The 26,396-nt window shown below is 74.7% G+C and carries 30 protein-coding genes and 1 pseudogene; 13 read left to right on the top strand and 18 right to left on the bottom strand.

What is annotated here, in order from left to right:
- Positions 1-40: 40 nt before the first annotated feature.
- Positions 41-1,423, top strand: coding sequence for an FAD-binding oxidoreductase (locus tag LN037_RS09950; RefSeq protein WP_230751784.1), 1,383 nt, complete (start codon positions 41-43; stop codon positions 1,421-1,423).
- A gap of 8 nt (positions 1,424-1,431) precedes the next feature.
- On the top strand, positions 1,432-2,691 hold the full coding sequence (locus LN037_RS09945; RefSeq protein WP_230751783.1) for an SAM-dependent methyltransferase: 1,260 nt from the start codon (positions 1,432-1,434) through the stop codon (positions 2,689-2,691).
- Positions 2,692-3,095: 404 nt separating this feature from the next.
- On the opposite strand, the pseudogene LN037_RS09940 reads toward LN037_RS09945, so the two are convergent.
- Together LN037_RS09940 and LN037_RS09935 are read right to left on the bottom strand one after the other, a co-directional pair.
- A pseudogene (locus tag LN037_RS09940) lies at positions 3,096-3,644 on the bottom strand (sigma-70 family RNA polymerase sigma factor); the annotation flags it as partial.
- Between the two features lie 8 nt (positions 3,645-3,652).
- Positions 3,653-4,228: a hypothetical protein gene (locus tag LN037_RS09935; protein WP_230751782.1), complete on the bottom strand. Its 576-nt coding sequence runs from the start codon at positions 4,226-4,228 to the stop codon at positions 3,653-3,655.
- A 580-nt stretch (positions 4,229-4,808) separates the two neighbouring features.
- On the opposite strand from LN037_RS09935, the gene LN037_RS09930 reads away from it, so the two are divergent.
- Together LN037_RS09930 and LN037_RS09925 are read left to right on the top strand one after the other, a co-directional pair.
- The gene (locus tag LN037_RS09930; protein WP_230751781.1) at positions 4,809-5,222 is read left to right on the top strand and encodes a hypothetical protein; all 414 of its coding nucleotides are present in this window, start codon (positions 4,809-4,811) and stop codon (positions 5,220-5,222) included.
- Positions 5,219-5,701, top strand: a complete 483-nt coding sequence (locus LN037_RS09925) for a hypothetical protein (protein WP_230751780.1) — start codon at positions 5,219-5,221, stop codon at positions 5,699-5,701. The genes LN037_RS09930 and LN037_RS09925 overlap by 4 nt, the downstream gene beginning before the upstream one ends.
- 1 nt (position 5,702) lies before the next feature.
- Here the strand turns inward: LN037_RS09925 and LN037_RS09920 are convergent, their stop codons facing one another.
- Positions 5,703-6,560, bottom strand: a complete 858-nt coding sequence (locus LN037_RS09920) for an alpha/beta fold hydrolase (protein ID WP_230751779.1) — start codon at positions 6,558-6,560, stop codon at positions 5,703-5,705.
- 18 nt (positions 6,561-6,578) lie between these two features.
- Between LN037_RS09920 and LN037_RS09915 the strand changes: the two genes are divergently transcribed.
- On the top strand, positions 6,579-7,454 hold the full coding sequence (locus LN037_RS09915; RefSeq protein ID WP_230751778.1) for an alpha/beta fold hydrolase: 876 nt from the start codon (positions 6,579-6,581) through the stop codon (positions 7,452-7,454).
- Here LN037_RS09915 and LN037_RS09910 read toward each other — a convergent pair whose 3' ends face one another.
- The 5 genes from LN037_RS09910 to LN037_RS09890 form a co-directional block, all read right to left on the bottom strand.
- Positions 7,455-8,480 (bottom strand): aldo/keto reductase, encoded by a 1,026-nt coding sequence (locus LN037_RS09910; RefSeq protein ID WP_230751777.1) that lies wholly within the window; start codon positions 8,478-8,480, stop codon positions 7,455-7,457.
- Positions 8,481-8,519: 39 nt separating this feature from the next.
- Positions 8,520-8,936, bottom strand: a complete 417-nt coding sequence (locus LN037_RS09905) for a MarR family winged helix-turn-helix transcriptional regulator (protein WP_230751776.1) — start codon at positions 8,934-8,936, stop codon at positions 8,520-8,522.
- 538 nt (positions 8,937-9,474) lie between these two features.
- The gene (locus LN037_RS09900) at positions 9,475-10,287 is read right to left on the bottom strand and encodes an ANTAR domain-containing protein (RefSeq protein WP_230751775.1); all 813 of its coding nucleotides are present in this window, start codon (positions 10,285-10,287) and stop codon (positions 9,475-9,477) included.
- Between the two features lie 189 nt (positions 10,288-10,476).
- A complete protein-coding gene (locus tag LN037_RS09895; protein WP_230751774.1) occupies positions 10,477-11,178 on the bottom strand; it encodes a GAF and ANTAR domain-containing protein in 702 nt (233 codons plus the stop codon).
- 121 nt (positions 11,179-11,299) lie between these two features.
- Positions 11,300-12,184, bottom strand: coding sequence for a DUF72 domain-containing protein (locus LN037_RS09890; protein ID WP_230751773.1), 885 nt, complete (start codon positions 12,182-12,184; stop codon positions 11,300-11,302).
- A gap of 34 nt (positions 12,185-12,218) precedes the next feature.
- Here LN037_RS09890 and LN037_RS09885 point away from each other — a divergent pair, with 34 nt between their 5' ends.
- Both LN037_RS09885 and LN037_RS09880 read left to right on the top strand, forming a co-directional pair.
- The gene (locus LN037_RS09885) at positions 12,219-12,878 is read left to right on the top strand and encodes an MOSC domain-containing protein (RefSeq protein ID WP_230751772.1); all 660 of its coding nucleotides are present in this window, start codon (positions 12,219-12,221) and stop codon (positions 12,876-12,878) included.
- 103 nt (positions 12,879-12,981) lie between these two features.
- Entirely contained in the window at positions 12,982-13,242 is a 261-nt protein-coding gene (locus tag LN037_RS09880) for a hypothetical protein (RefSeq protein ID WP_230751771.1), read from the top strand.
- A gap of 81 nt (positions 13,243-13,323) precedes the next feature.
- Here the strand turns inward: LN037_RS09880 and LN037_RS09875 are convergent, their stop codons facing one another.
- From LN037_RS09875 to LN037_RS09855, 5 genes are all read right to left on the bottom strand, one after another.
- Entirely contained in the window at positions 13,324-14,079 is a 756-nt protein-coding gene (locus tag LN037_RS09875) for an efflux RND transporter periplasmic adaptor subunit (protein WP_230751770.1), read from the bottom strand.
- A complete protein-coding gene (locus LN037_RS09870; RefSeq protein WP_230751769.1) occupies positions 14,076-15,581 on the bottom strand; it encodes an efflux RND transporter periplasmic adaptor subunit in 1,506 nt (501 codons plus the stop codon). Before LN037_RS09870 ends, LN037_RS09875 begins: the two co-directional genes overlap by 4 nt.
- A 67-nt stretch (positions 15,582-15,648) precedes the next feature.
- Complete coding sequence (locus tag LN037_RS09865) at positions 15,649-16,119, bottom strand: SRPBCC family protein (protein WP_230751768.1); 471 nt, start codon at positions 16,117-16,119, stop codon at positions 15,649-15,651.
- Entirely contained in the window at positions 16,116-16,985 is an 870-nt protein-coding gene (locus tag LN037_RS09860) for an acyl-ACP thioesterase domain-containing protein (RefSeq protein WP_230751767.1), read from the bottom strand. The genes LN037_RS09865 and LN037_RS09860 overlap by 4 nt, the downstream gene beginning before the upstream one ends.
- A 69-nt stretch (positions 16,986-17,054) precedes the next feature.
- Positions 17,055-17,471, bottom strand: coding sequence for a hypothetical protein (locus LN037_RS09855; RefSeq protein ID WP_230751766.1), 417 nt, complete (start codon positions 17,469-17,471; stop codon positions 17,055-17,057).
- A gap of 532 nt (positions 17,472-18,003) precedes the next feature.
- Between LN037_RS09855 and LN037_RS09850 the strand changes: the two genes are divergently transcribed.
- The gene (locus tag LN037_RS09850) at positions 18,004-18,735 is read left to right on the top strand and encodes a VIT1/CCC1 transporter family protein (RefSeq protein WP_230751765.1); all 732 of its coding nucleotides are present in this window, start codon (positions 18,004-18,006) and stop codon (positions 18,733-18,735) included.
- Here LN037_RS09850 and LN037_RS09845 read toward each other — a convergent pair.
- Together LN037_RS09845 and LN037_RS33500 are read right to left on the bottom strand one after the other, a co-directional pair.
- Positions 18,696-19,487 carry an MmyB family transcriptional regulator gene (locus LN037_RS09845; protein ID WP_230751764.1) on the bottom strand — a complete coding sequence of 264 codons (792 nt, stop codon included), beginning with the start codon at positions 19,485-19,487 and terminating at the stop codon, positions 18,696-18,698. The two genes, LN037_RS09850 and LN037_RS09845, sit on opposite strands and share 40 nt — an antisense overlap.
- Positions 19,488-19,536: 49 nt before the next feature.
- The gene (locus LN037_RS33500) at positions 19,537-20,124 is read right to left on the bottom strand and encodes a TetR/AcrR family transcriptional regulator (protein WP_230751763.1); all 588 of its coding nucleotides are present in this window, start codon (positions 20,122-20,124) and stop codon (positions 19,537-19,539) included.
- 85 nt (positions 20,125-20,209) lie between these two features.
- Between LN037_RS33500 and LN037_RS33495 the strand changes: the two genes are divergently transcribed.
- From LN037_RS33495 to LN037_RS09825, 3 genes are read left to right on the top strand one after another with little or no spacing between them, the layout of a single operon-like run.
- The gene (locus LN037_RS33495) at positions 20,210-21,730 is read left to right on the top strand and encodes a CocE/NonD family hydrolase (protein ID WP_230751762.1); all 1,521 of its coding nucleotides are present in this window, start codon (positions 20,210-20,212) and stop codon (positions 21,728-21,730) included.
- A gap of 49 nt (positions 21,731-21,779) precedes the next feature.
- Positions 21,780-22,169, top strand: a complete 390-nt coding sequence (locus tag LN037_RS09830; protein WP_230751761.1) for a hypothetical protein — start codon at positions 21,780-21,782, stop codon at positions 22,167-22,169.
- A gap of 32 nt (positions 22,170-22,201) precedes the next feature.
- Positions 22,202-22,912: a hypothetical protein gene (locus LN037_RS09825; RefSeq protein ID WP_230751760.1), complete on the top strand. Its 711-nt coding sequence runs from the start codon at positions 22,202-22,204 to the stop codon at positions 22,910-22,912.
- A 48-nt stretch (positions 22,913-22,960) separates the two neighbouring features.
- Here the strand turns inward: LN037_RS09825 and LN037_RS09820 are convergent, their stop codons facing one another.
- Positions 22,961-23,737 (bottom strand): YqjF family protein, encoded by a 777-nt coding sequence (locus LN037_RS09820; protein ID WP_230751759.1) that lies wholly within the window; start codon positions 23,735-23,737, stop codon positions 22,961-22,963.
- Between the two features lie 41 nt (positions 23,738-23,778).
- Here LN037_RS09820 and LN037_RS09815 point away from each other — a divergent pair, with 41 nt between their 5' ends.
- On the top strand, positions 23,779-24,393 hold the full coding sequence (locus LN037_RS09815) for a class I SAM-dependent methyltransferase (protein WP_230751758.1): 615 nt from the start codon (positions 23,779-23,781) through the stop codon (positions 24,391-24,393).
- A 19-nt stretch (positions 24,394-24,412) separates the two neighbouring features.
- Positions 24,413-25,201, top strand: a complete 789-nt coding sequence (locus LN037_RS09810) for a DUF427 domain-containing protein (protein WP_230751757.1) — start codon at positions 24,413-24,415, stop codon at positions 25,199-25,201.
- Here LN037_RS09810 and LN037_RS09805 read toward each other — a convergent pair.
- Positions 25,198-25,767 (bottom strand): mycothiol transferase, encoded by a 570-nt coding sequence (locus LN037_RS09805; RefSeq protein WP_230751756.1) that lies wholly within the window; start codon positions 25,765-25,767, stop codon positions 25,198-25,200. The two genes, LN037_RS09810 and LN037_RS09805, sit on opposite strands and share 4 nt — an antisense overlap.
- A 117-nt stretch (positions 25,768-25,884) precedes the next feature.
- Entirely contained in the window at positions 25,885-26,370 is a 486-nt protein-coding gene (locus LN037_RS09800) for a MarR family winged helix-turn-helix transcriptional regulator (protein WP_230751755.1), read from the bottom strand.
- Between the last annotated feature and the right edge of the window lie 26 nt (positions 26,371-26,396).

Below are 26,396 nucleotides of genomic sequence, written 5' to 3'. Positions count from 1 at the left end.
CCGGGTGCCGCTGGTGCATACCAGGCATAGTCTCCGGGCCGTGAGCCGGGCGGATGCGACGACAGGGTTCTCGACGGCGCACGAGCAGGCGGTCGCCGCCGCCCGGTCGCGGCTCGCCGCGCTCCCGGCCGACGCGCCGGTGCGGCTGCACAAGCGGACGTCGAACCTCTTCCGCTTCCGCGACGGTGCCGGCGGCCTCGAGGTCGACGGCCTCGACCGCGTGCTCCACGTCGATCCCGTGGCGCGCACCGCCGACGTCGGCGGGATGACCACCTACGAGGACCTGGTCGCGGCGACGCTGCCGCACGGCCTGATGCCGCTCGTCGTCCCGCAGCTCAAGACGATCACCCTGGGCGGGGCGGTCGTCGGGCTCGGCATCGAGTCGACGTCGTTCCGCGACGGGCTCCCGCACGAGTCGGTGCTGGCCGCGGACGTGCTCACCGGGGCAGGCGAGATCGTCCGGGCGACCCCGGACAACGACGCCGCCGACCTGCACGCCGCCCTGGCCAACTCCTACGGCACGCTCGGCTACGCCGTCGCCCTGACCATCGAGCTCGCCCCGGTGCGCCCGATCGTCGCCCTGCGCCACCTGCGGTTCGCCGACGCCGCCTCGCTGGCGGAGGCCACGGCCCGGATCACGGCCGAGCGCACGCACGACGGCGAGCACGTCGACTTCCTCGACGGCACCGTCTTCTCCGCGGGAGAGCAGTACCTGACGCTCGGCCGGATGGTCGACGACGCCCCGTACCTCTCCGACTACACCGGGCAGGGCATCTACTACCGCTCGATCCAGCAGCGGACGACCGACTTCCTGTCGATCGCCGACTACCTCTGGCGCTGGGACACCGACTGGTTCTGGTGCTCCCGCGCCCTCGGCGTGCAGCACCCCGCGGTACGCCGCGTGTGGCCCGCCCGCTACCGGCGCAGCGACGTCTACCGCCGGCTGGTCGCCCTCGACCGCCGCTACGGGATCTCCGAGCGCATCCAGATGCGCGCGACGGGAGCGAGCGGCGTCGAGCCGATCATCCAGGACGTCGAGGTGCCGGTGGAGCACCTGGCGGAGTTCCTGGACTTCTTCCACCGCGAGATCGGCATCAGCCCGGTGTGGGTCTGCCCGCTGCAGCTGCGCGGCGACCGCACCTGGCCCCTCTACCCCCTCGAGCCGCACCGGACCTACGTCAACGTCGGATTCTGGTCCGACGCCCTGCTGCGGCCGGGGATGGCGCGCGATCACCACAACCGGCTGATCGAGCGGAAGTTGATGGAGCTCGACGGGCACAAGTCGCTGTACTCGACGGCGAGCTACACCCGCGAGGAGTTCGACGCGCTCTACGGCGGCGCGGCCTACCGGGCGCTCAAGGCCCGCTACGACCCCGCCGGACGCCTGCCGGACCTCTACACCAAGTGCGTGACGAATTCGTAGGAGGAACGATGAGCGCACCAGCCGTGGCCGACCTGTTCCGCCCGGTGCTCGGGGCCGACGCCCCGATCACCGTGCGGGCCTACGACGGCAGCGTCTCGCGCCCCGCCGGCGGCGACCCGGTCGCCGAGGTCGACGTGCGGAGCGAGACCGCGCTGGCCTACCTGGCCGGCTCGCCGAACAGCCTGGGGCTGGCCCGGGCGTTCGTCTCCGGCCACCTCGACGTGGACGGCGACCTCTACACCGCCCTGACCGCGATGAGCGAGCTGACGATCTCCGACGTCCCGGCGCGCACCCTCGCCGAGATGGCGCTGCGCCTCGCCCCGATCCGGCTGCGCCACCGCCATCTCGCCCCGCCGCCGCAGGAGCACCGCCAGCACGGCTGGATGCACTCGAAGTCCCGGGACGCCGAGGCCATCGCGCACCACTACGACGTCTCGAACCGCTTCTACGAGATGGTGCTCGGGCCGTCGATGGCCTACACCTGCGCGGCCTACCCGAGCGAGACGGCCACCCTCGAGGAGGCGCAGTTCGCGAAGCACGCGCTGGTCGCGGACAAGCTCGCGCTCCGGCCCGGGATGCGCCTGCTCGACGTCGGGTGCGGCTGGGGCCAGATGTCGATGCACGCCGCGGAGCACCACGGGGTGCGGGCGCTGGGCGTGACGCTCTCGCGCGACCAGGCGCTGTGGGCGCAGAAGGAGGTCGCGCGCCGCGGCCTGTCCGACCTCGTGGAGATCCGCCACGGCGACTACCGCGACGTCACCGAGACCGAGTTCGACGCCGTCGCCTCGATCGGGCTCACCGAGCACATCGGGCGTGCGCAGCTCAAGCCGTACTTCGCGTTCCTGTACTCGAAGCTCCGGGCGGGCGGCCGACTGCTCAACCACTGCATCACCCGCCCCGACGCCCACCACCGCGCACACGCCGACCCGTTCATCGACCGCTACGTCTTCCCGGACGGCGAGCTCCTGCCGATCGGCTACCTGATCTCGCGGATGAACGGGGCGGGCTTCGAGATCCGCCACGAGGAGAACCTGCGCGAGCACTACTCGAGGACGCTCAAGGCCTGGACCGCCAACCTCGAGGCGAACTGGGACGAGTGCGTCGCCGAGGCGGGGGAGGGCAGCGCCCGGGTGTGGAAGCTCTACATGCCGGCGTGCGCGGTGGGCTTCGACCTCAACAACATCCAGCTCCACCAGGTGCTGGGCGTCAAGCTCGACGACCAGGGCCGGTCCGGCTTCCCGCTGCGGGGGTGGCGTCCCGCCTCGTGAGCACTATCGGTCGCCATAGCGACCGATAGTGCTCACCTGGGCGGAGCCCACCGCGCGGCGGCCGCGGCCATCCGGGCGTCCTCGGCGGCGAGCAGGTCCTGGTGGCCCCGGCGGTCGGCGACGCCCGTCGGGCCGCCGGCGTCGGCGCCGAGCCCGTCGGTGCTCGCGCGCAGCACGTGCGCGTCGGCGGCGTCGAGGAGCCGGTCGAGCAGTTCGTGGCCGGTCCGCGGCGCCGCGTGCCAGTCCAGCGCGGCGGCCGGCGCCACGACCGGCGCCACCGCCGTCGCGTCGGCCCGCTCGGTCGCGGTCCCGCCGCGCCGCCGGGGCCCACGGGCACCCCCGCGCCGCCGGGGCGGGGCCTCGGGCCCGTCGTCGGGACGGGGCGGCGCGTCCCCCCGCTCGACGATCAGCTGGCGCAGCCGGGTCAGCGCGCGGTGCTGCGCCACGCGCACCGCGCCCGCCGTCGAGCCGACCGCCTCGGCGGTCTCCTCCGCGGAGAGCCCGACGACCACGCGCAGCCGCAGCACCTCGCGCTGCTTCTCCGGCAGTTCGGCGAGCAGGGCCGCCATCTCGACGGAGTCCGAGAGGTTCAGCGCGTGCTGCTCCGGGCCGTCGCGGACGTCCTGCTCCTCGGGCAGCTCGTCCACCGGGTCGGAGCGGTCGCGTCCGGCCGAGCGGTGCGCGTCGACGACCTTGTGCTGGGCGATGCCGTAGACGAACGCCAGGAAGGGCCGGCCCTGGTCCTGGTAGGTCGGCAGGGCCCGCAGCACCGCGAGGCAGACCTCCTGGGCGACGTCGTCGGGGGAGGCGTTGACGCGGTCGTAGCCGCCGAGCCGGCTGCGGCAGTACCGGACCACGAGGGGCCGCAGGATGCGCAGCAACGTGTTCATCGCGCTGCGCTCGCCGGTCAGGGCGGACGCCACGAGCCGGTCGAGCTCGCGCGGGTCGCTCAGCGGGTCGGTCACGGCGCCGCCTCCCCGGCCGCGGCCGTGACGGCCTCCCACTGCGCCATCGCCGCGCCGAGCCGCCGGTCGAGGTCCGGCGCCGACAGGCCCAGCTCCGGCGCGGCCTCGCCGACCGGGACGTCCAGCCAGCGCAGCACCGCGAGGTCGCGCGCGAGCGGGTCGAGGTGGGCGAGCGCGCGCAGCGGGCGGGCCGCGCGGACGGCCAGGAGCCGCCACGGGTCGGGGTGGCGCCACGTCGGCTCGAGCGACCGCGCCGCGAGCACGGCCCGCGGCGGGGGAGGGAGGGCCGGCCGCGGCCGGTGGGACCCGGGTGTCGCGTGCCCGCCGACGCTGCGGGCGGTGCGCACGAGCAGCAGCGTCAGCTCCAGGGACCGCACGTCCTCCGGGGCGGCGCCGAACTGCGGCCACCGGTCGAACAGGGCCGCGCGGGTCAGCAGGAAGACGTCGTGGGCGCCGGCGCCGTACGCGTGGCCGAGGATCGCGGCCCGGGGCTGGAGCAGCGCGTCGTGCCGGACGAGGAACGGGGCGAGCTCGACGGCGTCGCGGCCCCGCGCGACGGGACCGGGCGTCACGACGCCCTCCGTCGCACGGCCTGCGGCGCTCGCCCGCCCTGTCGTTCCACTCGTCCGCCCACCCGTGCCCCGAATCCCCCTCTGTGATCGGCCCGGCGGAACCGGGCCTCGCGACCCCCCGTCGCGGTGATCACCCCACGTCGCGGGACGAGACCCGATCAGTGGCTCCGGACCGGCCTCGACCCCACGCCGTCGTGTGATGTCACCGTGACCGATCGGCACCGGCACGTGGAAGCACGCGTCGACCGACGGACGGTCGCGTCGCCTCAGTGGCATCCGTCGCGACGCGCCGGACGCCCCACGGCGCCGTCACCGGTCGTTCCGCCACGACGAACGGCACCACTTGGCCGTCCAGCTCGGACGATCGGCGTCCGAACGGTCGTACTGCTTGGGCCGCACGAATCATTGATCGCTGACTCGATCGGGTGCCGCTCCGGCGTGTCGGTGGTCTGCGTGCCGGATCGTCGGCGTCGCGGCGGTCGTCCTGCGAGGCGTCGCGCCGTACGGGCATGATCGCCCGGGCGGATCCTGGGCGACGGCGGGGGAGCGGGCGGTGGGCAGGGACGTAGGACGACGGCCGGTGCCGACCGTCCTGCTCGTCGTCGGCGCGCTGCTCGCGGTCGCCGCGGTGGTGCTCGGTGTGCTGGACGCGCCCGCGGCCGGTCGCGCGGAGGACCGGACGGCCGCGCTCGCCGCCGCCCGCGGCCATCTGGTGGACCTCGGCGCGGCCTCGGCGGACCCGGCGGCCCGGTCGCGGGCCGTCGACGGCGCCACCGGTGCCTGGCGGGACCGGCTCGCGGCCGCTCCGGCGACCGGATCGACCTCCACCGTCGTGCGCACCGTCGGGATGGAGGACCTCACGGGCGACACCGCACGGGCGCTCGCCGTCGGGCTCCTCGGCGGCGACGGCGGACCCCGGCCGTTCCGGGCGACGCTGGCCCTGGCCCGCGTCGACGGCCGGTGGCTCGTCGCGGACGTCGCGGAGCTCCCGTGACCCGCGCCCGGCTCGCCGTCGTGACCGTCGGGGCGGTGGTGCTGGTGCTCGCCGTCGTCGTCGGGCTGCTGGCCCGCGGCGTGGTCACGGCCACGCGCACCGAGGCCGCCGCGGGGGAGGCGGCGCGGGCCGCGGCCGCCCTGACGCCCGTGCTGCTCGGCTACGACTGGCGCACCCTCGACGCCGACGTGGCCCGCATCGAGACGGCGACGACGGGCCCGTTCGCCGAGCAGAACCGGGCGATCGTGGCGAGCCTCGTGGTGCCGGCCGCCGTCGGCACCCGGGCGAGTTCCTCGGCGACGGTGCAGCGCGTCGCGGTGGTGAGTGCCGCGCCGGAGCGCGTCGAGACCCTCGTCCTCTACGCGCAGACGACGGAGCGCAACGGGGCGGCGGGGGAGACCGTCGCACGCAGCGCCCGGGTGGTGCTCGAACCCGGCGCCGACGACCGCTGGCTCGTCGCCGGCTTCGACGCCTCCTGATTCAGGCGTCGAGGAACCGCGTGACGGCGGCCGCCACCGCCTCCGGCCGCTCGACCGGCAGGAAGTGACCCGCCTCCGGGATCTCGACGCTCGGGCAGAACGACGCGGCGAGCCGGCTCAGCTCGGGCCGGACGCACCCGTCGTCGGCGCCGTACAGGTAGAGCAGCGGGTGGCGCGGCAGCCCGAACACGGCCCGGTCCTCGCGCCGGTAGCGCGCGGACCGGTGCCACGGCTGCAGCCAGGCGCGGTAGTAGCTCAGGGCCGCGGTGCGCCGGCCAGGCGAGTCGAGGGCCGCGCGAACCAGGGCCACGTCGTCGTCGGCCTCGTAGCCGGGCGACCAGTCCGCCCACAGCCGCGCCACGAGCCGGTCGAGCACGGCCTCGGAGGCCCACGGCAGCTGCTGGAAGCCCATGTACCAGCTCGCGCGGAGCTGCTTCCCGACGAGGCCGGGGTCGCGGACCGAGGCCAGCGTCGGCAGGGGCGGCACGGCCAGCGTGACGACGCGGTCCCACAGGTCGGGTGCGAACACGGCGGCGCCGTAGGCGGTGACCGCGCCCCAGTCGTGGCCGACCAGCAGCGCCGGCCGGTGGTCGCCGAGCGCACGCCGCAGCGCGACGGCGTCCGCCACGAGTGCACCGCTCTGGTAGCAGCCGTCGGGGGCGAGACCGGTCGGTGCGTAGCCGCGCAGGAACGGGGCGACGACGCGGTACCCGCGGTCGGCCAGGACCGGCGCGAGGTGGCGCCAGGACCACGCGGTGTCCGGGTAGCCGTGCAGCAGCACCGCGAGCGGCCCCTCCTCGGGCCCGCAGGTCAGGTAGGCCACCTCGAGCTCGCCGAGCCGGATTCGCCGTGTCTCCACGGGGGGGATCATGACGCGGTGGACGTGGTGCGCGCAGGAGTTCTCGACGTGGCCGTCGACCGGCACGGCGACCCGGCCGGCCCGCCGGTGGTGCTGCTGCACGGCTTCCCGTACGACCCGCGCTGCTACGACGCGGTGGCGCCGCGCCTCGTGGCGGCGGGCGCGCACGTCGTGGTGCCGTACCTGCGCGGCTACGGGCCGACGCGCTTCGTCTCGGGGGCGACGGTGCGGTCGGGCCAGCAGGCCGCGCTCGCCGACGACCTGCGCGCCCTGATCGACGCCCTCGGCCTGGACCGGCCCGTCGTCGCGGGCTTCGACTGGGGCGGACGCGCGGCGTGCCTCGTGGCCGCGCTGTGGCCGGAGCGGGTCCGCGGCCTGGTGACCGTGGACGGCTACAACGTCCAGGACATCGCACGCTCGGCCGAGCCGCTCGCGCCCGACGTCGAGCACCGCCTCTGGTACCAGTTCTACCTGCACACCGAGCGGGGCCGGGCCGGGCTCGCGGCCCACCGGCGGGAGTTCGCGCGGTTGCTGTGGTCGCAGTGGTCGCCGACCTGGTCGTCCGCCGGGGAGGCGTTCGACGCGACCGCGCCGTCGTTCGACAACCCGGACTTCGTCGACGTCGTCGTGCACTCCTACCGGCACCGCTTCGGCCTCGTCGCCGGCGACCCCGCCTACGACGCCCTCGAGGCCCGGATCGCCGAGCAGCCGGTGATCGAGGTCCCGACGGTGATCGTCGACCCGATCGCGGACGGGCTCGGCCCGCCCGCGGGGATCGAGGAGCACCGCCGGCACTTCGCGACGATCGTCGGACACCACCTCGTCGACGCCGGGCACGACCCGCCGCAGGAGGTGCCGGCGGCGTTCGCGGACGCCGTGCGCGAGGTGCTGTAGTCACTCCCGCCCGGAGGAGATCCAGTCGTCGGTGGCGAACGAGAAGTTGCGGCTGCCCTCGACGAGGTCCGCCGCCGCGTCGAGCCGGGCCTTCTGCTCCGCGGAGAGCGTCAGCGACACCGCGCCGGCGTTCTCGACGACGCGCGTGGCCGACCGGGTGCCCGGGATCGGCACCGTCGGGACGCCGAACGCCGCGCCCTGGGCGTAGACCCACGCGAGGGCCACCTGCGCCGCGGTCGCGTCCAGCTCGCCCGCGACCTCCCGGACCACGTCGACGACCTTCTGGTTCGCGTCGAGGTGCTCGGAGAACCGCGGCGACTTGCTCAGCAGCGTGCTCGCGACCCGGTCGGCGGTCATCGTGCCGGTGAGGAAGCCGCGCCCGAGCGGGCTGTACGGCACGAAGCCGACGCCCAGCTCGACGGCCTTCGGCACGACGTTGGCCTCGACGTCGCGCGACCAGATGCTCCACTCGCTCTGGACGGCGGCGACGGGGTGGACGGCCGCGGCCTCGGCCAGCTCGGTCGCGGTGACCTCGGACAGGCCCAGGTGGCGGACCTTGCCCTCGGCGACCAGCTCGGCCATCGCCGCCACGGTCTCGGTGATCGGCAGGTCGAGCTGGCGGCGGTGCATGTAGTACAGGTCGATCGTGTCGACCCCGAGGCGGCGCAGCGAGTTCTCGCAGGCCTGTCGGACGTACGCGCGGTCGCCGCGGGTGGGCGTCGCGCCGTTGCCGACCTGCCCGGTGATGCCGAACTTCGTGGCGAGCTGCACCTCGTCGCGGCGGTCGGCCAGCACGCGCGCGATCAGCTCCTCGTTCGTCCCGGAGGGGCCGGTGGTGCCCTCGCGGGCGGTGCCGTAGACGTCGGCGGTGTCGAGGAAGGTGACCCCGGCGTCGAGCGCGGCGTGCAGCGTGCGGACGCCCTCGTCGGGGTCGGTGGCCCCGTAGACGTCGGAGAGCGCCATGCCGCCGAAACCGAGCGCGCTGACCCGGAGTCCGTCGCCGAGGGTGGTCATCGGAAGGCTCATGACGACCACGCTAGGAGTTCGAGCGCACTCGAACGCAAGTCACGGTCCGACGCGGCGGAGGAGGTCGGCGAGCCGGACCCGGTCGTCCCGGGACAGGGCACCGAACGCCTCGCCCTGCGCCTCGTGCACGACGATCGCGAGCTCGGCGAACGCCGCGGCGCCGGCGGGGGAGAGGGCCACCAGGACGCGGCGGGCGTGGTCCGGGTCCGGACGGCGGGTCACGAGGCCCGCGGCCTCCAGCGTCCGCACCGTCGCCGTCACGTCGCTGCGGTCGAGGTCGGCGGCGCGGCCGAGGTCGGCCTGCGTGCGGTGCTCGACCCCCGCGAGCACGGCCAGGACGCGGTACTGGAACGGGCTCGACCCGGCGTCGGTGAGCCGGCGGGTGAGCAGGGACTGGGCGTGTGCGGCCGCCCGGGTGAGGACGGTCGTCTCGAGCTCGGACCAGGAGGTGGGCACGGGTTCCCCTCAATGGTGTTGGCGCGACCAACACCAGCAGTGTACGTTGGTGGCGCCAACATCAGGGGGACCGGCACCTGCTCGAGGTGCACACCAGGCAGCCTCGGCGGCCCGTGGCCCTGCCTCACGGACACCTCGCGCCGGCACGCGGGCAGCCGACCCGCGCGAGAGCGACACCAGGCAGTGCCGGCAGCCCGCGGACCTGCCTCACGGACACCTCGCGACGGCACGCGGGCGGCCGACTCGCGACTGCAGCGGGATCGTCGACGACCGCCGGCCGGGCGCCCGGCCGGCACCGACCCGCCGTCGGGAAGGCACCGACCGCGAGAGGCACACCAGGCAGCTCTAGCCGCCCGTGGACCTGCCTGACGTACACCTCGCGACGGCGCACCAGCGGCCGTCCCACACGAGGAACAACGGACAGCGTCAGCAGCACCTCGCGGCCGAGCACCGCTCCCGCACCCCAGGCACGATCCGATAATCGACATTATGTCAGGTCGGACGGAGAAGCCGCGGGTCGCGGGCTCCCCCCGGGACCTCAGAGTTCCGCGCGGCGGGAGGCGATCGTCGTGGCGATGTCGCGGATCTTGACGTTCAGGTCCTGCGAGGCGCGGCGGAGGATGTCGAACGCCTCGTCGGCGTCGACGCCACGACGCTGCATGAGGATGCCCTTGGCCTGACCGATGACGTCGCGGGACTGCAGCGCGTCGGTGAGCTGCGCCGAGCGCAGCCGTTCGGCCTCGACCATCTGCGCGGACTGCAGCGCCACGGCGGCGTGCGCGGCCAGCAGCAGCATCAGGTCCTCGTCGATGTCGTCGAGGTCCTCGGCGGAGCGGAAGTAGTAGTTCAGCGCGCCCAGGCGGGGCGGGTCGCCCTCGGGGAACATCCCGGTCGCGACGACGGCGGTCAGCCCCAGCCGGGCGACGCGTGGGCCGAAGCGGGGGTAGCGCGGGTCGTGGGCGAGGTCGCGGCAGTAGGTGGAGCCGGAACTCGAGGCGGCGGCGACCTCGACGCAGGGGCCCTCCCCCGTGTCGTACTGGATCTGGTCGGCCTCGGTCGCGAGCGGGTCGGTCTCGACCGGTGTGTGGTAACTGCCGTCGGGCTCGCGCACGGTCACCGACACCATCGCCGCGGCCGGCGCGAGGGCCCGGGCGCGCTCGACGACCTGCTCGAGCACGCCGAGCACGCCGCGCTCGGGCGGCGCCGCGAACAGGTCGCGCGCGAGCGCGTAGAACTGGTCGCCCAGCGGACCGAGGTCCCCGACGGTCGCCTGTCCCCCACGCCCCCCGGCACCGCCCGCGCCGTCGACGAACCGACGCCTGGCCGCCTGCCACTCCCGCTCCGTCGCCATGGGTCATACCTACCCGGACGGCGGGGTCGCGTGCACCCCGGCTCGCTCACCCCTCGGCGGGCGTTAGCGGCGGGATCGCGTCGGGTAGACCTCCGCCGCATCGGTCTGGTTGCCCGGGCGGCCGGCGGGTGCAGGTCCTGGATGGTGCAGACCTTGCTGCCGCCAGGACCGACCTCACGACCGGCACGATCACGACGATCGGGGTGATGGCTCGCTCCCGTCCTGGTCGGTCACGTACCAACGGGCGATGTCGACCAGCTTGACGTTCATGTCCTGCGACGCCTCGACGAGGCGGCTGAAGGCGGTGGCCGCGTCGATGCCGAAGCGGTGCATGAGGATGCCCTTCGCCTGCCCGATGACGTCGCGGCTCGCGACGGCGTTGCGCAGCTGCACGAGCCGGCGGCCGCCCTCGATGACGAGTGCCGCCTGGTGGGCGAACAGCTGGGCGGTGGCCCGGTCCGGTCCGGTGATCTCGCTGCGGCCGTAGAGCGTGACGGCGCCGGCCGCGACCGCCCCGATCACCACCGGCACCGCGAGCACGTGCTCGTACCCGGCGTCCTCCAGGGCCTCCGACCACGCCCGCGGCCAGCGCGCCGTCGGGTCCTGCCCGTCGACGACCCGCACCTCCACCAACGCGCACGCCGTGGGTCCGGCGCCCAGCCGGGCCTCGAGCTGGGCGAGTTCGCGCGCGGGCCGGGCGGTCGCGGCGCGCGCGGTCCGGGCCCGGTCCACCACGACCGTCACGACGGCGTCGTGGTCCGGCAACGTCGCGGCGGCCACGTCGACCAACCCGGACGCGATGCGATCGACCGACGTCGGTTCGTCGTGGACGATCGCGAGCAGCTCGTGCGAGAGTCGCGCGGACGAGGCGATGGGGTCGCTCGAATTCACCTGGTTTCCTCAGCGGGGACGACACGACGACGTGCCTGCCTCACGACTGAACCAGGGGTCCGGGAACCCTATCCCGAGCCCTCACCCGGAGGGGCGACAGGCCCGCCCCGGGTGGCGCGCGTCATGATCCCGCCGCGCCGAGGCACCGCTCGGCGAGCGCGAGGGCGTCGCGCGGGGCGTGCGCGTCGCCGTCGTTGTCGAAGAACACCCAGACGTCGCGGGGCACCGCCGGAGCCCGGTCCCCCGGCGCGATGGTGTCCGCGGTCGCCCGCGCCTCCCCCGACGCCCAGGCCCGGACCCGGTCGGCCCACGTGTCGAGGGCCGTCGCGGAGTAGCCGCTGCGGTAGAGCTCGGTGTCGCCGTGGAGCCGGACGTAGACCGGGTCGGCCGTCACGTCGTCGAACCGCGGGAACTCCCCCGCGCCGTCGGACACCACGAGGGAGACGTCCTGCTCGCGCAGCGCCGCCACGACGGCGGGATCGCGCCAGCTGGGGTGACGGGCCTCGAGCGCGTGCCGGAGCGGCCGGTCGGCGTCGACCTCGACGCAGGGGTCGCGGACGAGTTCCGCGTAGGGCCGGGCGAGCTCGGCGGCGGCGGCCGTGGCACGCGGCAGCCGCTCCAGGAACGGCACGACGAGCCCGGCGTCCCACCGCATCGCGGGCGGCAGCTGCCAGAGCACCGGGCCGAGCTTCTCCCCCAGCGCCAGCGGGCCCGACGCGAGGAAGCGGCCGAGCGCCTGCTCGACGTCCCGCAGCCGCTTCATGTGCGTGATGTAGCGGCTCCCCTTGACCGCGAACCGGAAGTCCTCCCCCGTCGCCGCCGCCCAGCCACGGAACGTCGAGGCCCGCTGCAGCGAGTAGAAGGTGCCGTTGACCTCGGCGGCGTCCAGGCGCGTCGCCAGGTACTCCAGCCGGCGGCGCTTCGCGAGACCGTCGGGGTAGAAGGGCCCCTGCCAGGAGTCGTACGTCCAGCCCGAGGTCCCGATCCGTATCCGGCCCGCGTCCACCCCGGGATGATCCCCCACGGGCTACCGTCGCCGGGTGGGCGTGATCGGGTCGGTGAACGTCGGCGTGGAGCGGGCGATCCTCGCGAGGACCGGGCGTTCGGGCATCGACAAGCGGCCCGTCGCCCACGCCGTCGAGGTCGGCGTGCCGGCCCCCGGGGACAGCGGCCTCGCGGGCGACCCCGTCAGCGACACCGAGCACCACGGCGGCCCGGACCAGGCGGTCCACGCCTACGCCCGGGAGGACCTCGACGCGTGGGAGCCGCTCCTGGGGCCGCTGCGCGACGGCGTGTTCGGCGAGAACCTGACCACCCGCGGGGTGGACGTCACGGGCGCGCGGATCGGCGAGCGCTGGCTCGTCGGCGACCGGCTCGTCCTGCAGGTGACGGGCCCCCGCATCCCCTGCCGCACCTTCGCGGCGTGGCTCGACCGGCGCGGGTGGGTCCGGGAGTTCACGACGGCGGGTGTGCCCGGCGTCTACCTGCGCGTCGTCGAGCCGGGCCCGGTCCGGGCCGGTGACCGCGTCGTCGTCGACCGCCCCGCGCACGACGTGACGATCGGCCTCGCCTTCCGGGCCGTCATGACCGAGCCGGACCTCCTCCCGGACCTGCTGCCCGCCCTCGACGCGCTGCCCGCGGACGTCCGCGAGCGGGTGCTGCGCTGTCTGCCCGATGCGACTGAGCGTTCAACTACCTGAGCCGGTCCATCACTGTCGGTTGTGTTGTGCGCGACAAGATCACGGTACTCACGGGTAGTCGGTCAGACTCGTGGCACAGCCACCAGCGACGGGGAGGAACCGGATGACCACGATCGGGAGCGCCTGGGACATGCCGACGGACGTCGACGGTCAGGTCGGCGCGGTGCGGCCCGACTGGTTCGACGACCTCGTGACGCTGCACGTCCTGACGTCCCACGGCGACTCCGGCGCCGCCGACGACGTCGCCCGCTGGGCGGCCTCGGACCCCGTCGTGGCCCAGCTCTCCGCCCAGCTCCGCGACCTGCACCGCGACCTGCACCGCGACCTGCACCGCGACCTGCACCGCACCGGTCCGGACGCCTGACGGGTCCGTGCCCGCGGGGACGTCGATGCCCGGCCCACGGCGTGGTGGGCCGGACGTCGTCGTGTCGCGGCCGGGACGGGCCTACTCCCCCGGCTTGTGGATGTCGACGGTGACGTTCATGCCCGGGATCAGGTCGGCGCCCTGCATGTCGGTGATGCCGACGCGGACGGGGATGACCTGGGTGACCTTCTGGAAGTTGCCGCCCGAGTTCGACTGCGGGAACGGCGAGAACACCGCGGCCGCGCCGCCCTGGATCTGGTCGACGTAGCCGCGGAAGGTGCGGCCGGGGTAGGCGTCGACGGTGAAGTCCACGGGGCGACCGACCTGGACCTGGTCGATGTCGGTCTCGTCGACCCGGGCCGTGACGTAGACGTCGGCCGGGTCGTAGGCGATCGCGAGCTGGCTGCCGGCCGTGAGGTAGGCGCCCTCGGCGGTGCTCGTCGTGGCGACGGTGGCGTCCGCGGGGGCGCGGATCGGGAGCTGCGGCTGCACGTAGGCGCCCTGCAGCTCGACCCGTCCCACCACCTGGTCCTTGCGCAGGACCGTGCCCACCGTGACGTTCCAGCCGACCAGCGTCCCGCTGGCGGGGGCCACGATCGGGATCTGCGTCCCGTCCACCTGCGCGTTGTCCGTGGAGACGAATCGGCTGGCGTTGAGGAAGTACGACACGGTGAAGGCGATGGCGGCGAGCACCGCGAGGACGACGATCACTGCCAGGGCGATCTTCGTCGACCGCTTGAACGGCCGACGCTTCGGCGCCTCCGCGGTGCCGTTCGCCGGGGTGGCGGTGTCGTCGGTGGAGTCGGTCGGGTCGGTGGTGTCCTGCGGTGTGCTCACGACGCCCCTCCGCCGATGACGACCTGCTGTCCCTCGGTGAGCCCGCTGAGGATCTCCGTGCGGTCCGCGCCCACGAGGCCCGTGGTGACCGGCGTCGGGACCTGGCGGCCGTCGGCCTCCTGCACGGTCGCGACCGTCCGCGGGCCCTCCCGGCGCAGCGCCGAGTTCGGCACCGAGAGCCGGTCGGACTGGGCGGTGACGACGGTGGCACGCGCCGACTGCCCGTCGCGGACGCGCGGGTCGCTGTCGGTCAGGGCCATGGTGACGTAGTACTGGATGCTGCCCCCGATCGCCGTGCCGGAGGGCGCGATCGCGAGCACCGTGCCCGCGAAGGACCGCTCCGGGATCGCGTCGAGGGAGATCACGGTGCGCTGCGCGGGCGCGATCTTCGCCGCGTCGACCTCCTGGAACGGCGCCACCACCTCGAACTGCGCCACGTTCTGCAGGACCAGGAACTGGGTGCCGCCGGGCCGGCTCGGCGAGGCGGCGGCCGCGGCGCCGGCACCGGCCGCGGCCCCGGCCGCCTGGGCAGCACCGGGGATCGTGGCGTCCGACCCGGGCGCGAGGGCCGAGGTCCCGGAGCTCGGCTGGAGGTACTCCCCCACCGCGCCGTTGAGCGCCGACACGGTGCCCGCCGCAGGGGCCCGCAGGGTGGTGTCGGCGAGGTTGCGCCGGGCGATCTCGACCTGCGCGCGGGCGTTGTCGACGGCGGCCTGCGCCGCGTCGAGGCTGTTCGGCCGGGCGGCGCTCGCCGAGTCGAGGCCGTTCTGGGCGCTGACCTGGCCCTGCCGGGCGCTCGCGATCTGCAGGTCACCGGCCGCGGCGTCGACGCTGCGCTTCTGCTGGGCCTGCTGCAGGGCCTGCTGGGCCTGCTGGACGCCCTGCTGCGCGGACTGGACGGCGTACTGGGCGGCCGGGATCGACTGGCAGGGCGCGGCGGGTGCCGTCGGGTAGGCGCCGCCGGACGCACACGCGGTCTGGTAGGCCTGCAGCTGGGCCACCGCCTGCGCGTACCCGGCCTGCGCCTGCGGGAGCGCCGCCTTCGCGGCGCTGATCGCGGCGTCGTCGGCCCGCAGCGTCGCGTCCACCTGGCGCTTCGTCGCCGACACCACCGAGGCGGCGGCGTTCAGCGAGTTCTGCGCTCCGCCGACCTGGGTGCCGTCCTTCGTCTGCTCGTACTGCGCCTCCTGGCCCGCGAGTCCGGCCTGCGCCTGCTTGAGCGCCTGCCGGGCCTGGAAGTCGTCGATCGTCGCGAGCACGTCACCGGGCTCGACCCGGTCGCCCACCTTCACGCGCACGGAGGTGAGCTGACCCGCCGTCGCGAAGCCGAGGTTGGTGGCGCCGAGGGCGGAGACCGACCCGCCGGAGTCGACCCCGGAGCTCACGGACGCCCGCTCCACGCGCACGGTCTGTGGTGGCGCGTTCTCGCCGGCGCCACCGCATGCGGACAGGGTGAGGGTCGCCACCGCCACCAGGGTCGCGAACGCCGTCCGTCGGGTCACGGTTCGTGAACGCACCGGACCCTAACTGGGATACGACTCCCGGCTGGTTATCCACCTCACGGGTTCGTCACCGGTAGCCGCGGCGGACCACGCGCTCCAGGATCCCGAGCGTCCCGCGCAGCGCCTGCCCCGAGATCACCGGGAAGACCCCCTTCTCGCGCCACTCCTGTCGGATGTCGGACCAGTCGTAGTACGAGGTGACGAGGGTGGACCCGTCCTGCGGCTCGAGCCGGTACCCGTAGACGTGGCCGATCGACGGTCGGATCGTGCCCTCGATGGTCCAGGCGATCTCGCGGTCGGGCTCGAACGCGGTGATCGTGACGGTCACGTCGTAGTGGCCGAGCGGCACGTCGCCGAGGGCCTCGCGGTCCATGTGGACCACGAAGGTGTCGCCGGCCGCCGTGACGCGCTCCCCCGTCGCGTCCATGAGCATGCCGGAGCTGTCGATCGCGACGTGGCCGATCGGGTCGGTGAGCACGGCGAAGATCGTCGACGGGTCCGCGGGGATCGTCCGGGAGACCTCGATGCGGTCGGTCATGCGGTGATCATGCGCCACGCGTCCAGCGCGGCCGCGTCGAGATCCCCGCGCGGCCCGACGGCGTCGGCGAGCCCGACGCAGCGGTCGCCGAGGAAGACGCCCAGCCCGTAGGTGACGGTCTCCCCGTCCACCGCCAGGACGGCCACGCCGATCTCGTACTGCGCCGGGTAGCCGACCTCGGCCACGTACTGCACGCGGTAGGTCGACGGGGCGAGCTCCGGCGGCGGGCCGCCCCAGCCCGGCGTCAGGAGCTCGTCGTGCAGGGAGGCGACGCCGTCGGCGTACCAGCTGACCAGGGTGACGTTGTTGACGTGGCGGTTGGTGTCGATGTCCCCGACGCGGGCCCGCAGCGCCACCGCGAACGGGTACGCCGAGCGGTCCCGGCGCTCCGGCCCGGGCTGGTACGGCGCCGCGGCGTCGGGCTCGTCGAGCACCATGCCGCCGAGGTCGGCGCGCAGCGCGTCGGGCAGGTGCGCCGGCCCCGCCTCGGTGGCGAACACGGTCACGGTGCTGCCGAGCGCGACGCACCGGTCGTCGCAGAACACGGCGTAGCCGTACGTGAACGACGAGCCGCCGATCCGCCGGATGCCCAGCCCGATGCGGTACTTGCCGTCGAAGGGCATCCGGTCGAGGCGCTGCACGGTCTGGGCCGCGAGCAGCACCCGGAAGGCGCCGAACTCGCCGTCCTCCACGAGCCGCCGGAACGCGGGCAGCTCGGTGCCGACCCGGACGTCCTCGAACCAGCGCGTCAGGCCCGTCGCCGAGATCGTGCCGTCGGGCCCGAGGTCGGAGTACCGCGGCGAGACGTCCCGCAGCGAGGGGTAGGCCGCCGGGTGGGTCAGCGCCGCCGGGTGGGATTCGGGCATGCGGACCATCGTGGCCGCCCGCGGGCGGTCGGGCCCGCCGGCGTCGGTGCGCGTCACAGGCGGGACGGGTCACACCAGGCGCACCACCCCCGCGGAGGTCGCGGTGAACACGCCGCGCTGGATCACGCCGCGCGCCGCGCACATCGCGACGAGAGCCTCCGCCCAGTCCCGGTCCGCCGGGTGCACGGTGGCCGGGCCGAACCGCTCGAGCACGAAGACGACCGAGCCCGGTCCGGCGTCGGTGGTGAGGGCCGGGAGGAAGCCGGCGATCACCGTGCCCAGCCCGGTCACGAGGTCGCCCGGCAGGTAGGGGACGTCCTCGATCGGGATGAGCATCGGCGGCTGGCGGAGGTCGCCGTCGATCGGGACGAGCCAGAGGGTGCGGTCCGCGCGGGCCGCTCCCACGAGGGACTCGACGCGGTCGCGGACGTCGTCGTCGGTGAGCAGGGGCGGGAGGTCGGGCGCCGGGGGCATCAGATCGGTCATGACGACGAGCGTGACCGGCTCCCGCCGCCGGTGCGGGCGGTTCCGCACAACTCATGGAGCCGGATTCCGCGAGGTGGACAGCAGGCAGGATCCGGGGGCTCGGATCCCGCCTGACGTACACCTCGCGACGGCCTGGGCCGGCACCCGCCGTCGACGATGTGGCGTTCCTGGCGTCCAGTGACAGCAGTGACGCAGTGCTGTCACTCGAGGACGGCCGGCCGACGGAGGCACGTGCCCCGGCGTGCAGGACACCCCTCGTGCCGACCGGGCACTGCCCGAGGGGCCGGGCGGTGGTCGCGTGATCTCGGGAACTCGCATCGCCGACGGAGGTCAGCCTCGCCTGCCCGCGCCGTGCCCCGCCGGGTCGGAGCGTTGCCGGGCGTCCCCGGGGAAAGGCGACGAACACGGAGGAACGGACGTCCGACCGCGCCGTCGGGGCAGCCTCCGAGGCGAGGCTGGGCTCAGCGCACGGGCGAACCAGGCAAGCCTCCCTTGCCTGGCACACCGCGCGCGACGTTGCTTGACTCGACGCGTGAGCGAGGAGAGCGCGGAGGTCCTGCCGACCCACCACGACGAACCGCACGTCGAGCAGAACGAGAACCGGCTCAACCGGCTGCGCGCCGGGGTGCTCGGCGCGAACGACGGGATCGTGTCGGTCGCGGGCATCGTCGTCGGCGTCGCCGGCGCGACGATCGAGAGCGCCCCGATCCTGACGGCGGGTGTGGCCGGTCTCGTCGCCGGTGCGGTGTCGATGGCGCTGGGCGAGTACGTGTCGGTGTCCAGCCAGCGCGACGCCGAGAAGTCGATGCTCGCCAAGGAGGAGCGGGAGCTCCGCGAGGACCCGCAGGACGAGCTCGAGGAGCTGGCCGCGATCTACGCGGCGAAGGGCCTGAGCGAGCAGACCGCGATGCAGGTGGCCCGCGAGCTCACCGCGCACGACGCGTTCGCCGCGCACGTCGAGGCCGAGCTCAGGATCGACCCGGACGACCTCACCAGCCCGACCCAGGCCGCGGTCACCTCGGCGATCGCGTTCACCCTCGGCGGGCTGCTGCCGCTGGTCGCGATCCTGCTGCCGCCCGCGTCCTGGCGGGTGCCGGTGTGCGTGGTCGCGGTGCTGGTCGCGCTCGGGATCGCGGGCTGGGTCGGCGCCCGCCTCGGCGGCGCCGCCCCGCTCAAGGCGATGCTGCGCGTCGTCATCGGGGGTGGGATCGGTCTCGCGGTGACCTACGGGATCGGCATGGCGCTGGGCACCGCGGTGGGCTGAGTCAGCACCCGGCGGGTGTGCTCGTCGGCCGGCACGAACGATTCGATCGACAGTTCGTCGAGCGTGACGTCGAACGCCGCACCGAAGTGCGTGATGGTCGAGTAGAAGCGCAGTTCCCCGTGCTCGGGGTGGCCGAGGTGCAGCGGCAGCATGAGCTGCGCGGCGCGGTCGAGGACCCGCACCGACCCGGCGTCGGGAACGAGCGGGCGGACCTCCGCGCGCAACGCCACCAGCCGCGGGTCGCCGGTGAGGTCGACCAGGCGGTCCAGCCGGTGCAGCAGGTGGGCCGACCACTGGGCGCGGTTGCGGACGTCGAGCACCGCGGGGTGCAGGGCGAGGCGGTAGATGTTCAGCGGCGGCGCGAGCCACCGCTCGTCCACGCCCGCCAGCAGCAGCCCGACGCTGCGGTTGGTGAGCACGACGTCCCCGTGCCGGTCGACGACGAGGGCGGGATACGGCTCGTGCCCGGCGAGCAGGTGGTCCAGCGCCTCCCGCACCGGCGCCAGGTCGCCGAGCGCGGACTCGGCGTAGCTGGGGGCGTAGCCCGCGGCGAGCAGCAGCGCGTTGCGCTCCCGCAGCGGCACGTCGAGCCGCGCCGCCAGGTCCAGCAGCAGCGCCCGGCTGGCCTGCGCCTTCCCGGTCTCGACGAAGCTCAGGTGCCGGGTGGAGACGTTGGCCTCGAGCGCGAGGTCCATCTGGCTGCGGCGCCGGCGGGTGCGCCATCCCCTGAGCATCGCCCCGGCGGTCGTCATGTCCCGGGACGGTAGGAGGGGGCGGTCGCCGGATCCATGACCTCCGAGGTCATGGCGGCACGATCCCGTGCAGGAGCGCGTCGACCAGCCGGGTGGCCAGGGCGGCGTCGACCGGGTCGCGGGTCAGCAGCAGCCGGAAGTGGACCGGCCCGACGAGCATCTCCACCGCGAGCCGCGGGTCGACCGTGTCGGGCAGCTCCCCGCGCGCGACGGCGCGGGTGACCATCGCCGTCGACCCCGCGGCCCGCTCGGCCCAGAAGCGCGCGCGGGCCTCGACCATCGCGGGCCGGTCGTCACCGAGGACGAGCACCTGGTCGAGCGCCCGACCGACCGGGGTCGCCAGGTAGGTCGCGAGCCGGACCGCGTAGGTGACGAGGTCGTCGCGGAGCCGGCCCGTGTCGGGCACCTGCAGCTCGTGGTCGGCGGAGCGCAGGAGGGCGTCGCCGAGCAGGCCCTCACGGCTCCCCCACCGGCGGTAGATCGACGTCTCGTGCACCCCGGCGAGCGCGGCGACCGCCGCGATCCGGAAGTCGGCCAGCCCCCGGGCGAGCAGCACCTCCACCGTCGCGTCGAGGACGGCCTGCCGGACCCGGGCCGACCGGCCGCCCGGTCGCCGCCGGACCTCGCGTTCGGTCACGACGACGACCTTAACGCAAGTCTGCTTGTCTTAGGTGGTGCGTGCTTCGCACACTGCCGGCACCACCCGAGCCGAGGGAGCAGCCGTGCAGATCGACCGTGACGTCCCCGTCCCCACCCGCGACGGGACGCCCGTCCACGTCGACGTCTTCCGCCCGGACGACGACGGGCCGGTGCCGGTGATCGCCTGCATCAGCCCGTACGGCAAGGACGTCCACTGGCCGGAGCGCTACCCGCAGTACGAGCACGTCCCCCACCACGAGCACATGGTCTGGGAGACCCCGGACCCGGTGTGGTGGACCGACCGCGGCTACGCCGTCCTGCGCGCCGACACCCGCGGGACGGGCGCCTCCCCCGGCCGGCTCGACCTCTACGGCCCGCAGGACGCCGAGGACTTCCACGACGTGATCGAGTGGGCGGGCACGCGGCCGTGGTCCACCGGGAAGGTCGCCTCGAGCGGCATCTCATGGCTGGCGATGATGGGCTGGCGGGCTGCGGCCCTCCGGCCGCCGCACCTCGCCGCGCTCGTCGCGTGGGAGGGCTCCACCGACTTCTACCGCGAGGCCGCCTACCAGGGCGGGCTGTACGACCGCGGGTTCCTCGACTTCTGGTGGGCCCGTCAGATCGAGCCGCAGCGCACCGGCCCCGAGGGCGACGACTGGCGCGCGGTCCTCCCCCGCCACCGGCTGCTCGACGACTACCACCGGGCCCGGGCGACCGCCCTGGAGGACATCACGGTCCCGCTGCTCTCGGGCGCGAACTGGGGCGGGGTCCAGCTGCACCTGCGCGGCAACGTCGAGGGGTGGCGCCGGGCGGCGTCCGAGCACAAGTTCCTCGTCGCCTTCACGGGCACCCACATCGACCCCTACTACGAGGACTGGGCGCTCGACCTCCAGCTGCGCTTCCTCGACCGCTTCCTCAAGGGCGAGGACCACCGCACGGACGACGTGGCGCCGGTGCGGCTCGCGATCCGGCACGGGCGCGAGGTCAGGTGGCGCGACACCACCGACCTGCCGCTGCCGGGCACCGACTGGCGGGAGCTCCACCTCGGCGAGGGCACGCTCGGGTTCGACCTCCCGGCGACCGCGACGACGGTGCCGTACCCGGCCACGTTCGACACGGCTCCGCTCACCGCGCCGCTCGAGATCACCGGTCCCGTGGCCCTGCGGCTGTGGCTCACCGCGGCGCAGGACGACCTCGACGTGTTCGCCCGCGTGCACCACCTCGACGCCGACGGCGCGCCGATCCCCGCCGTCGGCCCGCAGGGTCAGGACGTGCCGATGGCGATGGGGTGGCTGAAGGCCTCGCACCGGGAGACCGACCCCGAGCGCTCCGAGCCCTACCGGCCGTGGCACCCCCACGACCGCGAGGTCCCGCTGGTGCCGGGCGAGCCCACGCTGCTCGAGGTCGAGATCTGGCCGACGAGCATCGCGCTCGCGCCGGGGGAACGGCTGCGTCTCGAGCTCGTCGTGGAGGACTCCGAGCTCGGCACGATGGCCCACGACCATCCCGACCTGGCGCGCCCGGCGGTCGGCGCGGTGGTCCACGTCGGCGGCGCGCACGCCTCGCACCTGCTCGTGCCGGTCGTTCCCGACGACGGGTCATGACCCGGGAGGTCATCGGCCCCGCGACCTCCCGCGCGCCACGGTTCTCCCCATGACGAACACGATGACCGCCCCCCGCACCCACGCTCCGCTGCGGCGGGTCCTCCTCCTCGACGCGGTCGCGTCCGGCGCCCTGGGCGTCGCCGCGGCCGCCGGCGCCGGCGTCCTCGACGAGCTGCTCGGCCTGTCCTCCGGGCTGCTCGTCGGCGTCGGGGTCTTCCTCGTCGTCTACGCGGCGGGCCTCGTCGGCCTGGCCCGGCGCACGACGATCCCGCGCGGCGCGACGACGGTGGTGGTGCTCGGCAACGCGACCTGGGTGCTCGCGAGCCTCGCCCTGACGATCGGGGCCCGGGAGCACCTGACGGTCCTCGGCGTGGTGGTCGTGCTCGCGCAGGCGGCGGCCGTCGCGGTGTTCGCGGAGCTCCAGCACACCCACCGCTGAGCCCCGGCCGGGCGCAGGGCAGGGTGGCGCCCGTGACCTCCGTGGACATGGCCGTCGAGATCGCCGCCGACCCGGCCCGGGTGCGCGCCGCCCTGTCCGGTGCGCTGGCGGTGTGGCTGCGTCCCGCCGGGCTCGAGGCCCGGGCGGACGGCGAGCTCGTGGTGGTCACCGCGGACGAGCCGGTGCGGGTCACGGAGCACGACGACGGGCTCGCCACCGAGATCGACGAGGGCCCGGCCACCGTGTTCACGGCGTGGACGGTCGAGGGACGGTCCGACCGGACCGCGGTCGTCACCTGCCGGTCCACCGGCGCGCCGGACCCGGCGGCGTTCGCCGAGCGGATGACGACCGTGCTCGTGGCGCTGGCCGCCCATCTCGAGCACTTCCCCGACCCGCCCGGCACCGAGCTCCACGCCTGGGGCCCGTCGCGTGGCCGGACCCGGGAGTCGACGCAGGAGCAGGCGCACGCCCGGTTCCTCTCGCAGGTCGGCGTGGTCGCCCCGCGGCAGACGTTCCAGACGTTCCGCGGGCTGCCCGCCATGTCGGGGACGTGCCTGGAGCGCCGGGGCGGGCACCACCACAGCGCGGCGGTCCTGCTGCTCGACGACCCGCTGCCCGGCGTCGCCGTGTTCGCCACCAGCGGCACGCCCCCGGTGCACGAGGTGCGCGCGCTGCTGTTCGGCGACGAGACGGTGGCGCAGCGGCTGCAGGCCCAGTGGGCGGCCTGGCTGGCGGCGGCCTGAGCGGCCTGACCCGTCGTCGGGAAGGCGTGAGGGGAGGATCCGAGCGCTCTAGTGGCGCGAGGGTTCCCCTCGCGCGGGGAGGGCGGGCTCCGGGCGTGCCCCGGGCAGACCGAAGCGCACCGACACCCCCGGCGAGTAGTGCACGAGGTCCGGCGCACGCCCCGCGAGCTGCGGGAAGCCGGCCGCGGCGACCAGCTCGTCGTCGAACGCGGTGAGCTCGGCCGTGCGCAGCGGCCACGGCTCGTGGACGTTCGGGACGTAGAGACCCAGCCCGAGGTGGCGTTCGTGCAGGCCCCAGCGGGCGGTGAGGAACGTCGTGAGGTCGTCGGACACCGGCTCACCCGGCCGCACGCGCACGAGGCTGCGGTGCCCGCCGACCCTCGTGGTGGCCCGGTAGGTCAGCTCCCCCTCCGCGTGCCGGAACGCCATCCGCGCCCACCGGTAGGGCAGCCCGAACGCCGCCTGCGCGCCGAGCACCACCGCGAGCCGGTCGGCGTCGAGGGACCGGAAGACGATCCCCCGCCGGCCCCGCTCGTCGACGGTGTAGAGGCGCACGTTGGTCTCGAGGAACGTGCCGAGGAACGGGATCGACGGCCCGCGGGACACCCCGGCACCCACCATGCGGAACGGGATCAGGCCCACGTAGGTGTGCGACCCGCCGTCGGGGACGTCGGGGTGCACGCCCGGCGGCAGGAACGGCGCCACCTCGGCGGGCTCGACGGCCCAGTGCAGGAAGGCGGCGTCCCGCCACGACTGCGTCATCATCGTGGGGCCGTGGAAGGGCGGAGCCGTGGCAGCGACGGGTTCGACGGGTTCCGGGGTCACGGGTCGGGAGTGCCCGCCCCGACGTTCGGGCACATCAGGGTGTGGCCGATACCGACCTGACGTTCCCCCAGGGATTCTTCGACCGCTCCGACGCCCGCGACGACGCCGTCTTCTACGGGCCGCCGCGGCTGGTGCAGCACATCGACGACGCCGCGGTCGCGGCGGTGAGCGCCTACTACGACGAGGTGGGCGTGGACGGCGACGTCCTGGACCTCATGTCGTCGTGGGTCTCGCACCTCTCCACCCCGCCCCGGCACCTCACCGTGCTCGGCATGAACAACGCCGAGCTGCGCGCGAACACCTGGGCGCACGAGCGGGTGGTACACGACCTCAACGCCGATCCCGCCCTCCCGTTCGCCGACGCCTCGTTCGACACCGTGGTCAACACCGTCTCGGTGGACTACCTGACCCGCCCGGTCGAGGTGTTCCGCGAGGTCGCCCGCGTGCTGCGCCCCGGCGGGCAGTTCGCGGTCACCTTCTCCAACCGCTGCTTCCCGACGAAGGCCGTGCACGGCTGGCTCGCCGCCGACGACGCCGGGCACGTGCAGATCGTGCGCGACTACTTCGCCACCTCGGGGGCGTTCGCCGAGCCCGCGGCGGAGCAGCGCCCGTCGGCCGGCGACCCGGTCTTCGCGGTGCGTGCCGCGCGCCTGTGACGAGGTGTACGAAGGACCCATGTCGTTGACGCGCTCCGGCGGCCCGCTCTCGCGGAACCTCCCCGACACCCGCACGTTCACCGTGGAGGGCCCGGCGCACTCCCTGCTGCTGCAGCCCTTCCACCGGCGGGTGCGCGCGCTCGTCGACGACGTGGTCGTCCTGGACTCGGTGGGCGGCTCGCTGCTGTTCGAGACCGGGCTCGGCCCCCAGCTCTACGTGCCCGAGGCCGACGTGCGCGCCGACCTGCTCTCCCCCAGCGACACCAGCACGCACTGCCCGTTCAAGGGGGACGCCACCTACCGGCACCTGACCGTCGGGGACCGGACGATCCCCGACGCCGTCTGGGCCTACCCGGACCCCAAGCCGGACGCGTCCTGGCTCGCCGGGCTCGTGGCGCTGCCGATGTCCGCGGCCGACCGGTGGCTCGACGAGGACGCCGAGGTGCTGGGCCACCTGCCCGACCCCTACCACCGCGTGGACCTGCGCCCGACGAGCCGCCGCGTCACCGTCACCGCGCCCGACGGCCACGTCGTGGCGTCGACGACGTCGTCCGTGCTGCTCGACGAGACCGGGCTCGGCGTCCGTTTCTACCTCTCGCCCGACGACGTGCACGCCGAGCTGGAGCGCACCGACACGACCACCGTCTGCCCCTACAAGGGCACTTCGACGTACTGGACGGTCCGCACCCCCACGACCACCGTCGTCGACGGGGCGTGGTCCTACCAGGCGCCGATCGACGAGTCCCGCGGCATCGCGGGCCGGGTCTGCTTCTCCGACGAGTTCACCGTCACCGTCGACGAGCCCTAGTCCCGGCGCTGGTCCTCGGTCGACAGCAGGAACTCCCGCAACGCCTCGGCCTGCCCCGCGCGGCGGGCGGTCTCGGTGATCAGGTGGAGCAGGATCCAGCGCAGCTCGATGTGGCCGCGGCGGTCGTCCCGGACGGCGTCGTCGAGCGACTCCGCGCCCGCGAGCGCGTCGCGCCCCTTCTCACAGACCTCCTGGTAGGCCCCGACCAGGGCCGCCGGCTCGTCGAGCTCGGAGAACCGGAAGGCGGCATCGGCGTCGTCGACGTAGCTGAACGAGTACGCCGCGCGTCCCCCGCGCTCACCCCAGCGCTCCACGAGCCAGGTGCGCTCGAGATCGGTCACCAGCCGCACGATGCCCACGAGCGAGGGGCCGGACTCGGGGACCCGGCGCCGCAGCGCGCGGTGCGGCAACCCGTCGAGGGCGAGCACGACCTGCGCCCGGAAGTAGTCCAGCCAGCCCTCGAGCGCCTCGCGTTCGTCGGCGACCTGCGGGGGCTGGAGCCGACGCACCGGCGTCCGGAAGACGGCCTCGTCGTCGGAGTCCTGCTGGGGATCGTCGATGCTCACCGTGGTCCCGCCGTCGGGCGCCCCGGGCGGCGGGCGCCGGGACGTGATCGCGGCGACCGAGCATGCCCGGACCGGTCGCGTCCGACAAGACGACCACCGGGTGACACGCGCACGCGGTCAGGTGGAGGGCAGCGCGACGAGGGCCTCGAGCGCCGGCAGTGCCGCGGCGAGCGCCTCGCGCTGGTCCTCCGGCAGCCGCTCGAGCCGCTCGGCGAGCATCGCGGTCCGCTCGGTGCGCAGCCGCTCGATCATCGCCCGGCCGTCGGCGGAGAGCTCGACCAGCGCCGACCGCGCGTCCTGCGGGTCGGGCGTGCGCACGAGCAGACCGGCGTCGTCGAGAGCGGCGAGCACCCGGCTCATCGTGGGCGGGGTGACGGCCTCGCGGCGGGCGAGTTCGGAGAGCCGCAGCGGTTCGTGCTCCTCGAGGGTCACCAGCACGGACGTCTGCAGCGGGGGCAGGACCGCCCCGGAGTCGACGCGGATGCGCCGGTTGAGCCGACCGACGGCGAGCCGGAGCCGCGCCGGGAGCATCGGGTCGTGCGGATCGGTGCGCTCCCCCACACCCATCGGGGAGGCCGCGAGGTCGGACGAGGTCGTTGCCATACCTCATCATCCCATCCCCGACGCCC

This window comes from Actinomycetospora soli (assembly GCF_021026295.1).
GTDB classification, from domain to species: Bacteria; Actinomycetota; Actinomycetes; order Mycobacteriales; family Pseudonocardiaceae; genus Actinomycetospora; species Actinomycetospora soli.
Note: the sequence above shows the minus strand (reverse complement) of the source record. Positions and strands in the feature narration are given on the sequence as shown.

Bases quoted from the DNA above. Each gene is read 5' to 3' on its own strand.
- LN037_RS09945 (WP_230751783.1), top strand. From the start codon at position 1,432: ATGAGCGCACCAGCCGTGGCCGACCTGTTCCGCCCGGTGCTCGGGGCC.
- LN037_RS09910 (WP_230751777.1), bottom strand. From the start codon at position 8,480: ATGAGCCTTCCGATGACCACCCTCGGCGACGGACTCCGGGTCAGCGCG.
- LN037_RS09900 (WP_230751775.1), bottom strand. From the start codon at position 10,287: ATGGCGACGGAGCGGGAGTGGCAGGCGGCCAGGCGTCGGTTCGTCGAC.
- LN037_RS09880 (WP_230751771.1), top strand. From the start codon at position 12,982: ATGACCACGATCGGGAGCGCCTGGGACATGCCGACGGACGTCGACGGT.
- LN037_RS09865 (WP_230751768.1), bottom strand. From the start codon at position 16,119: ATGACCGACCGCATCGAGGTCTCCCGGACGATCCCCGCGGACCCGTCG.
- LN037_RS09860 (WP_230751767.1), bottom strand. From the start codon at position 16,985: ATGCCCGAATCCCACCCGGCGGCGCTGACCCACCCGGCGGCCTACCCC.
- LN037_RS09855 (WP_230751766.1), bottom strand. From the start codon at position 17,471: ATGACCGATCTGATGCCCCCGGCGCCCGACCTCCCGCCCCTGCTCACC.
- LN037_RS09845 (WP_230751764.1), bottom strand. From the start codon at position 19,487: ATGACGACCGCCGGGGCGATGCTCAGGGGATGGCGCACCCGCCGGCGC.
- LN037_RS09830 (WP_230751761.1), top strand. From the start codon at position 21,780: ATGACGAACACGATGACCGCCCCCCGCACCCACGCTCCGCTGCGGCGG.
- LN037_RS09810 (WP_230751757.1), top strand. From the start codon at position 24,413: ATGTCGTTGACGCGCTCCGGCGGCCCGCTCTCGCGGAACCTCCCCGAC.
- LN037_RS09800 (WP_230751755.1), bottom strand. From the start codon at position 26,370: ATGGCAACGACCTCGTCCGACCTCGCGGCCTCCCCGATGGGTGTGGGG.